We start from the raw sequence: 9,566 nt of genomic DNA, 5'->3' as shown, positions 1-9,566 counted from the left end.
CGGGTCACCGTTGGCGCAGCCCAGGGGGCGGTTTGCCTCTCAGCCTCGGCGGACGGTGAGGCTCTCGCCCACGGCCAGCACGTGGAGGGGCTCGCGTGGCAGCTCGCGGCGGCCCCACTCGGCATCCAACCGCTGGGGCGGCTCGTCCAGGGGCTCGTCGGTGAGCTTGAAGGTGCCCCAGTGCATGGCGAGGAAGTGCCGGGCCCCGAGAGCCTCAAACGCCCGCACCGCCTGCTCGGGGTTCATGTGCTGCTTCTCCATGAACCAGCCCGGGTCGTACGCCCCAATGGGCAGCATGGCCGCGTCCAGCGCGGGGAATCGCTGGCCGATCTCCTTGAAGCCCTCGAACCAGGCGGTGTCCCCCGAGTGGTAGACACGCGCGCTGGAGCCCTCCACCACGAAGCCACCCCAGAGCGTCTCGTTGGCGTCATTGAGGCCGCGGCGGCTCCAGTGTTGGGCGGGGACGAAGTGGACCGTCACCGGGCCCACCTGGGTGGAGCCCCACCAGTCCAGCTCGGTGACGGGCAGCGCGCCGTGGGGGAAGTAGCGCGCCATGCCCAGCCCGCTGACGACGGGGGCGCCCACCTGACGCACGGTGGGCATGTCCAGGTGGTCGAAGTGGTTGTGGGACACCAGGGTGGCGGTGATGGGAGGGAGCTTCTCCAGGGGCACGCCCGGGGCCACGTTGCGGCGGATGAAGCCGGTGATGGTGTCACGCAGGGCGGGGTCGATGAGCAGCGACACCCCGTCGAGCTGCACCAGCCAGCTCGCATGGCCCAGCCAGGTGAGGCGCGCGCCCTCGCCGGCAGCGGGCGGCGTGGCCAGCATGGCGAGGTCCGGCTCCACGCGGCGCATGGGGCAATGGTCCGGGCTCTTGCGGCGCCTGCCCGCGAGCTTGTCGCCCACGGCCCACTTGAGGACGTTGCCGAAGGGGTGCGGCATACTGCCATCCAGGTTCTTGAAGCGCACTGGCATGGGGCTCTCCGTCGGGCCGCGCGAGGTGCCGGTCCACCCCCCTGTCATGTTCCGTCGCGGGCCTTGGTGCAAGGGCGATGTCGGCGCGCGGGGGCCCCTGGGGCGGGAGTGTCCTGTCCCCCGCTCTCCCCCAGGTGATTTCTTCCCGAGACCCCCGGGGTGGAGAAATATCCGCGGCCATGAGCGTGCGGCATTTCGACATCGTGGTGATTGGCTCTGGCCCGGGTGGTGAGGGGGCCGCCATGAAGGCCGCCAAGTCTGGCAAGCGGGTGTGCGTGGTGGAGCGGCAGCCGCTGGTGGGTGGCGCCTGTACCCACACCGCCACCATCCCCTCCAAGGCCCTGCGCCACGCCATCCAGCGGCTGGTGGACGTGCAGGTGGACCACCCGGAGCTGCGCGTCGAGCTGGCCCAGCGCTGGAAGTTCAAGGACATGATGCGGACGGCCTCGTCCGTGGTGTCCAAGCAGGTGCAGCTGCGCACCACCTTCTACGAGCGCAACCGGGTGGAGCTGGTGGTGGGGCGGGCGCGCTTCCGGGACGCCACCACGGTCGAGGTCAGCGAGCCTCGGGGCGCCAGCGAGCTGCTCTCCGCCAAGGCCTTCGTGTTGGCCACGGGCTCGCGTCCCTACCACCCGCCGCAGCTCGACTTCCAGCACCCGCGCATCTTTGACTCGGACAGCATCCTCACGCTGCGCGAGACGCCGCTGACGATGATCATCTACGGCGCGGGCGTCATCGGCTGCGAGTACGCGTCCATGTTCCGCATGCTCGGCGTGAAGGTGGACCTCATCAACACGCGCGAGCGGCTCCTGTCCTTCCTGGACGATGAGATCTCCGACGCGCTCTCGTACCACCTGCGCGAGCAGGGGGTGCTCATCCGCCACCAGGAGATGATGGAGCGGGTGGAGACGCGCGAGGACGACGTGGTGCTCCACCTCAAGAGCGGCAAGCGGCTGAAGGCGGACCTCTTCCTGTGGGCCAACGGACGCACGGGCAACACCCAGAACCTGGGGCTCGAGGAGCTGGGCATCCAGTTGGACTCGCGCGGCAACGTCCAGGTGAACGACGCGTACCAGACGGTGGTGCCCCACATCTACGCGGTGGGAGACGTGGTGGGCATCCCCTCGCTGGCGAGCGCCTCGTACGACCAGGGCCGCTTCGCCGCCACGCACATCGTCGAGGGACGGCTGGAGCACAAGCTGGTGAAGGACATCCCCACGGGCATCTACACGAGCCCGGAGATCAGCAGCCTGGGGCGCACCGAGCAGGAGCTCACGCGAGATGGGGTGCCCTACGAGGTGGGCCACGCCTTCTTCAAGAGCCTGGCGCGCGCGCAGATTACGGGCCGCACGGTGGGCATGCTCAAGCTGCTCTTCCACCGGGAGACGCGGGAGCTGCTCGGCATCCACTGCTTCGGGGACAACGCCTCGGAGATCATCCACATCGGCCAGGCCATCATGTCGCAGGAGGGGCCGGGCAACTCCATCGACTACTTCATCAACACCACCTTCAACTACCCCACCATGGCCGAGGCCTACCGGGTGGCCGCGCTCAACGGCCTCAATCGCCTGTTCTGAAGGGGTTGAAACCCCTCGGGGCTCGGATAGGAAAGGGGGGACCGGTGCGCATGGCGCGTGCCGGGAGCGCCCGAGGCACGGAATGCGGCACGGTGACGGAGCCCCTCTGCTGGAGGGTGAAGGAGCGGTGAACCCGGAGGTCGTGGAGGCCCTGGTGGGCAACCACCGGCGCTTCCTGAGCTTCCTGGAGCGGCGGGTGGGCAGCCGGGCCCTCGCCGAGGAGCTCCTCCAGTCCGCCTATGTGCGGACGCTGGAGAAGGGGGGCGAGCTCCAGGACGGAGAGGGCGCCGTCGCCTGGTTCTACCGCCTGCTGCGCAACGCGCTCGTGGACCAGTACCGTCGGCAGTCCGTCGAGGGGCGCGCCCTGGAGCGCGAGGCCCGCGAGGTGTCCGAGATGGGGCCGGACCCGGAGCTGACGCAGACCGTGTGCGCCTGCATCCACGACCTGCTGCCCGCGCTCAAACCCGAGTACGCCGAGATGGTGCGCCAGGTGGACCTGGAGGGGCGGAGCATCCCCGAGGTGGCGCAGGAGGCGGGCATCACCGCCAACAACGCTGGGGTGCGGCTGCACCGTGCGCGGCAGGCGCTCAAGAAGCAGCTGGAGCGGAGCTGCGGCACCTGTGCTTCCCACGGCTGCCTGGACTGCACCTGCGGAAAGCCGGGCGGGGGCTGCAAGACGCCCGCCTGAGCGGGCCAGGAGCGAGTAGGCAGGAGGCGGTGCGCACGGCAAGATGCGCCCGCCATGACTGTCGACGAGCTGGAGAAGCGGTTGAAGCTGGGCGAGGACGCCGTCACGGAGTTCAAGAGCGTGGTGCTCAAGAACTACCAGGTGGACCCCAAGGATATTGCCCGGGCAATCGCCGCGATGGCCAACACCAAGGGAGGGCATCTCTTTCTTGGGGTTGAGGACGACGGAACCGTGAGTGGAGCGGGGACCCTGGAGCAGATGGACGCGCTGATGCGCCAGGTGAGCCAGCTCTGCCAGAACGGCATCCAGCCGGCGATCATCTGCCCCATCCAGAAGCTCGAGGCCCAGGGCCAGCGGGTGCTCGTCGTGGAAGTCCCCCGCTTCAGCCCGGACCGGCCGTACCACGCGGGGGGCAAGTACTACGTCCGGGATTCGAACCAGTCCCGCGAGGCCAGACGCGAGGAGCTGATCCGCCTCCTGCAATCCGCCGACTACCACTTCGACGAACAACCGGTGGAAGGGGCTCGGCTGGAGGACCTGGAGCCAGGTGCGGCGCGGGCCTTTCTCGCCTCCATTTATGATGAGCCGGACCTGGAGAGCGTCTGGCTGCGACTGCTCGAGAGATTGCAGTGCCTGGACCGGACCGGAACGCCCACCGTCACCGGGATGCTGCTCTTCGGCCGTGAACCCCAACGGTGGCTTCGGGATGCGCGCATCTCGGCCGTCCGCTTTCCAGGCAGGGAGGTGACCTCGGATTTCGCCGACCGGCAGGAACTCGAGGGGCCACTGCTCGGACAGATCGACGCAGCGGCGTCCTTCCTGAAGAGGAACCTGCGGGCGCCCTCGCACGTGGAGGGCTTGCAGCGTGTCGAAGAAGGCCTTCCGGAAAAGGTCCTGCGCGAGGCCATCATCAATGCCGTGGCCCATCGGGACTACCGGGCCGCCTCCCAGGTTCGCATCTTCGTCTTCGATGATCGGGTGGAGATCGTGAATCCGGGAGAACTCCTCAACCAACTCACGTTGGAAGGCATCCGGGTCGGGGGCATCAGCCAACGCCGCAATCCCGTGCTGGCGGGCTTGCTGGCTCGGGCCCGGCGCCGCGAGAGCGTGGGCATGGGGGTGCCCGAGATGATCCGCCTGATGCGGGAGCGGAAGTTGCCTCCTCCTGAGTTCTCGCTGGAGGCAGGACATTTCCGGGTCGTGCTCCGCCTGGAAGGGGCGGCCCCTCATGCCTGAGGCTCCGGTGGACCCCGAGGCGGCTGGGAGTGTGCCCTGGTGGGAGAGCACGCCCGCGGGAACACCGGTGCTGCTCGCGCTCGTGAAGCTGGACCTGGCGGGGTTGCCCCGGGAGTTGCCAGAAGCCGAGAGCCTGCGCCGCCGGGCCCAGTACACGTCCGGAGTCGAGTTCGTCGCCGACAAGCTCGCCGCGGCCCAGCCGCTCCAATGGCAGGGCGATGGGGTGATGCTGTTCTTCAAGGGAGACGAGCGGAAGTCCGCCATCGCCCGGGCCCTCGAAGCCGCCGAGGCCATCCGCGAGCGTCTCATCGTGGACCTCGCGATGCAGGTCCGGATTGCCGTGCATGCCGCGAGCGTCCCGTGGAACCCGGAGACAGGACGGCTGGCGCACCCGGCGATCGACGTGTGCACACATCTGGAGCAGGTCGCGCCCATCAACGGGACCACCGTGACCGAGGACGTGTACCTGACCCTCTCCGAGGCCGAGCAGCGACGCTTCGGCCTGCTGGGAATGACGGCTCGAGATGGAGTCGCCGCGTATGTCTTCCCCGCGAACCTGGCGGCCCGGAAGGATCAGAAGGCCTTCATACCCGCCGAGGACCTGAGGCTCTGGGAGGATTTTCGTCGCTACGTGAGCAGCCCAGAGGTCCGACGGCTGCGGTACGTGGGTTTCCCGCTCCAGAAGAAACAACCCCCGAGCCTGGACATTCGTGAGGTGTTCATCCCGCCGGAGGCGCGGGTCAAGGCACAGCCACGCCCGTTCCTGCCCTCGGCCTCACAGTTGCTGGAAGGCCGTGGACCGCACGAGGACCCGCTGGCGTTGAGCGGCTCCCCCAGAGAGCTTGCGCCTCCCAACCTCCTGGAGCCCATCACCCGGCTCGTGGAGCGGAACCGCTCGCTGGTGGTGCTGGGAGACCCCGGCTCCGGCAAGACGACCGTGCTGCGCTGGCTGGCCGTGATGGCGGCTGGAGGCCCGCTGTCCTGGGCGGAGCACCTGGGCCCTTCGGAGCGCCTCCTTCCGATCATGGTCAGCGTGGGGCGCTTGGCGGAGATCCGCGAGCGACTCGGCTCCGTGGGCTCCGTCATTGATTCCCTGGCGGTGTACTTCCACGACCGGAACGTGGGCGGAGAGACGGAGCTGCGTGGCTTCCTGGAGCGCACGCTCGAGGCCGGGGAGTGCCTCGTGCTCCTGGACGGACTCGACGAGGTGCGCAGTGAGGCACGCGCCTCCATGCTCCGCTGGCTGGAGACCTTCTGCGCCCGGTTTTCACGCAACCGCTTCGTCGCCTCGGCGCGAGTGATGGGTTACTCCGGGTTCTCGCTCCCCGAGGGGGCGGAGACGACGCTGGGCCCCCTCAATGATGAGCAGGTGCGTCGTTACGCCTGGGCCTTCGAGCGGGCCTGCCGACGCTGGGAGAACGATGGGACTCCCGATGACATCGGTGCGGACCGCGAGTCCGGGAAGCTCCTGGAGGCCCTCTTCAGGAACCCGCGCCTTCGAGATCTCGCTCGCAATCCATTCCTGCTCTCGGCCCTGGTGCTGATTCACCGGGCCGAGGGGCAACTCCCGCGCCACCGGGTTCAGGCGTATGAGGTCTTCTCGCGGACGCTCTGCGAGACCTGGAGCAACGCTCGCCGCATCGTGGTGGGCGAGAGCGACACGCGCAGCATCCGGTACGAAGAGGAGGCCGTGCCCATCCTGGGCGAGCTGGCCCTGCGGATGCATCAGGAGTGGCCCACCGGAGCCGCACCCGAAGCCTTCGTCATCCAGGTACTGGCGGAAGCCATTCAAGCCCGCGACGGAGGCACCCTGGGGGACGCGGAGCGGTCCGCCCGGGAGTTTCTCGAACGTGCGGGAAAGGAAGTGCAGATCCTCCTGGAGCGCGGTGCGGGGCAGTGGGGATTCCTCCACCTGACCTTCCAGGAGTTCTTCACCGCGGTGGGGCTCCTCTCCTCGGAGCGGTTCGAGGAGGTCGCGTTCGAGCACCTCTTCGATCCTCGCTGGGAGGAGGTCCTGCGCCTGGGCGTCGGGTACATGGCGCTCATCCAGAAGAGGTCCCAGGCGACCCAGCGGTTCATCCGGCGCGTGCTGGAGCACGAGGAACAGGGAGGTCGCCAGTACGTCACGGCGCTCTTACGAAAGCAGATCTATCTGGCGGCACTGCTCGCGAGCGAAGCAGGCGATACGCTGCCCCTCAAGCTCCAAGAGGAAATCGCACGGGCTGTAGCCTATTGGAATCGGCGTATGCCTGATGCGGTCGTCGAACCACTCCTGCGCGAGCTGGCCCTGACTGATTTCAGGGAGCGCCTGTTGGACGTATGGACGACGGAACTCCAGAGCGAAGCCGAGTGGACTCGAGCTAGGGCGATCTTCGCATTGGGGGAGTTGAGGGGGGAGCGCGCGCAATCCGCGCTGCTCCCATGCCTGCAATATACGTCTAGGTGGAGCCGCTTGGCTCTCTGTGAATCCTTGAGGAAGCTGGGTACGCCCATTGCCGCTGAGGCGTTGGCCAAGCTTGCTCGCGAGGCAGAGCACGACATTCGTATGGGCGCGCTCTATTCGCTCTTTTCTAGTCGTCTCCCCAATTCGAAAGACCTCCTCACCACGATCGCTCGCGATCCGGAACCGGGGGTTACGGGCTGCCTCATCCTCGTCCTTGCGAGGATGTCCCTTTTTGGGAGAAACGCTGGAAAGCGGTTCTCGGAAATCATCAATCCCGAGGCGCTGGATGACCTCTTGCAGAGGGGGCTGAAGCATCCAGAGAAGAGCATTCAATCCGCCACCAGTCGGGTGCTGCTTCTGGAAAAGGGGCCTGTATTTTTGGAAAGTGCTGCGGCGAAGGGTGATGCACACACAGCGAAAGTTCGACAGCTTTTGGACCTGATGTCTTTGAGGTCAGAAGTTCCCGTCGACAGCCTCGCAAGCGATGATGTGGGTGTCCGAGCACTGGCCGCCTTCAGGCTCGCTTTAGCCAAGCACGAGAGTGGAATCTCCGCGCTTCTCGCCATGACGAAGGACACTTCGCTCAAGGCGCGTCATGTGCTCATCGAAGCGATGGGTTTGATCGATGACGAGCGAGTGAATACTGTGCTTTTCACCGCAGCCAGAGATTCAGACCCTAGCATCCGTGCGGCTGCACTATCGTCCCTGGGGCAACTGAGGGCAAAGGGAAGTGAAGCGTTCATGATTCAAGCGTTGCGCGACCCTGATGCAACGGTCAGAGCGAGTGCCATCGCTGGACTCCGTGAATTGGAACCTCTGGCCGCCTTGAGCCCGCTCATGGAAATCGCGAAGAAGGCTCCGACTCTGAATGAGAAGCAGGATGCGATCGAAGTGCTCTGGAAGCTCGCTGTGAAGGGAAGCGAGGGCTCAGAAGCGACCACCTCCACGGCAAGCAAGGAGCCTTGAGGAAAGCCCCTGCACGCAAGGGCAATGAAACGGTCTCAGCGCTGCGGACAGCATCCTCAAGAGTGCTTCTTTACCCAACTCTTTGGGTCGTTCGGCGCCTCGCTCGTGCCAGACCCTGACCCCCCAAGACGCCCGCTTGGCAGGCAGGGGGCCCAGTGACGTCCCGGGCCGTAGCCAGGGGTGTGGCGTGAGCACTGTAAGGGTCTGGAGCTCGCTTCGTTCTCCCGGGAGAAAGGAGCAGTCCTTCATGGCCCACGAGCACACGCACTCGCACGACTCCCACGCAGGCCACCGGCACGGCCCTCCCCCAGCGCTGGGGGACACGGTGTTGGACCCCGTGTGCGGGATGTCGGTGAACCCGAGCGCCCCCAAGGGCGGCACCCACGTCCACGAGGGCAAGACGTACTATTTCTGCAACCCGAAGTGCCGGGAGCGCTTCGCCGCCGAGTCCCTGAAATTCCTCGCGCCCCAGGTGGAGCCGGAGCCGGTGGAGGCGCCGCCGGGCACGCTGTGGATCTGCCCGATGGACCCCGAGGTCCGCGAGGAGCGCCCGGGGGCCTGCCCCCAATGCGGCATGGCGCTGGAGCCCGAGCAGCCGGTGACGATGACGGCCCGCACCGAGTGGGTGTGCCCCATGCATCCGGAGGTGGTGCGGACCGAGCCGGGAGCGTGCCCCCAGTGCGGCATGGCGCTGGAGCCGCGCACGGTGCTGCCCGAGGAGCAGCCGGACCCCGAGCTGTTGAGCATGACGCGGCGGTTCTGGGTGGGCGTCGTCCTCACGCTGCCGCTGCTCTTCCTCGGCATGGCCGAGATGCTTCCGGGCCAGCCGGTGCTTCACGCCTTCGACGCGCGGGTGCTGGCGTGGGTGCAGTTCGCGCTGGCGACGCCGGTGGTGCTCTGGGGCGGCTGGCCCTTCTTCGAGCGCGGCGGGGCCTCGGTGAAAAACCGGCACCTCAACATGTTCACGCTCATCGCCCTCGGGACGGGCGCGGCGTACCTCTTCAGCGTCTTCGCCACGGTGGCGCCGGGGCTGCTCCCGCACGCCTTCACCGGCCATGGGGGCGCGGCGCCCGTCTACTACGAGGCGGCGGCGACCATCACCACGCTGGTGCTGCTGGGACAGGTGCTGGAGCTGCGCGCCCGCCGAGCCACCTCGGGGGCCCTGCGCGCGCTGCTCAGCCTCGCCCCGGCCGTGGCCCGGCGGCTGCGCGAGGATGGCCGCGAGGAGGACGTCTCGCTGGAGCAGGTGCGCGTGGGGGACGCGCTGCGTGTGCGCCCTGGCGAGAAGGTGCCGGTGGACGGCGTGGTGCTGGAGGGCGAGAGCGCGGTGGACGAGTCCATGGTGACGGGCGAGTCCATGCCCGTGGAGAAGGCACCCGGCGCCCGCGTCACCGGCGGCACCGTCAATGGCACGGGCAGCCTGGTGATGAAGGCCGAGCGGGTGGGGCGGGACACGCTGCTGTCGCGCATCGTGCGGCGGGTAGGGGAGGCGCAGCGCTCGCGCGCACCGATTCAGCGGTTGGTGGACAAGGTGGCGGCGGTATTCGTGCCGGCGGTCATCGCGGTGTCGGCGCTGACGTTCCTCCTGTGGGCGCTGCTGGGGCCCGAGCCGCGGCTGGCGCACGCGTTGGTGAACGCGGTGGCGGTGCTCATCATCGCCTGCCCGTGCGCGCTGGGGCTC

6 protein-coding genes are annotated in these 9,566 nt (G+C 67.8%); 5 read left to right on the top strand and 1 reads right to left on the bottom strand.

What is annotated here, in order from left to right; genetic code table 11:
* Positions 1-39 precede the first annotated feature (39 nt).
* Positions 40-975, bottom strand: coding sequence for an MBL fold metallo-hydrolase (locus VF697_RS27170; RefSeq protein ID WP_331099634.1), 936 nt, complete (start codon positions 973-975; stop codon positions 40-42).
* Between the two features lie 179 nt (positions 976-1,154).
* Between VF697_RS27170 and sthA the strand changes: the two genes are divergently transcribed.
* The 5 genes from sthA to VF697_RS27145 all read left to right on the top strand — a co-directional run.
* Complete coding sequence (gene sthA / locus VF697_RS27165; protein WP_331099633.1) at positions 1,155-2,552, top strand: Si-specific NAD(P)(+) transhydrogenase; 1,398 nt, start codon at positions 1,155-1,157, stop codon at positions 2,550-2,552.
* 82 nt (positions 2,553-2,634) lie between these two features.
* Entirely contained in the window at positions 2,635-3,240 is a 606-nt protein-coding gene (locus VF697_RS27160; protein WP_331099632.1) for an RNA polymerase sigma factor, read from the top strand.
* Positions 3,241-3,294: 54 nt separating this feature from the next.
* The gene (locus VF697_RS27155) at positions 3,295-4,476 is read left to right on the top strand and encodes an ATP-binding protein (protein WP_331099631.1); all 1,182 of its coding nucleotides are present in this window, start codon (positions 3,295-3,297) and stop codon (positions 4,474-4,476) included.
* Between the two features lie 67 nt (positions 4,477-4,543).
* Positions 4,544-7,885, top strand: coding sequence for an NACHT domain-containing protein (locus VF697_RS27150; RefSeq protein ID WP_331099630.1), 3,342 nt, complete (start codon positions 4,544-4,546; stop codon positions 7,883-7,885).
* Positions 7,886-8,132: 247 nt separating this feature from the next.
* The coding region (locus VF697_RS27145) for an HAD-IC family P-type ATPase (protein WP_331099629.1) at positions 8,133-9,566 on the top strand (1,434 nt) is incomplete at its 3' end.

The sequence above is a fragment of the Archangium sp. genome, from assembly GCF_036388035.1.
Lineage (GTDB): Bacteria > Myxococcota > Myxococcia > Myxococcales > Myxococcaceae > Archangium.
This window is presented reverse-complemented; position numbering and strand designations above follow the sequence as displayed.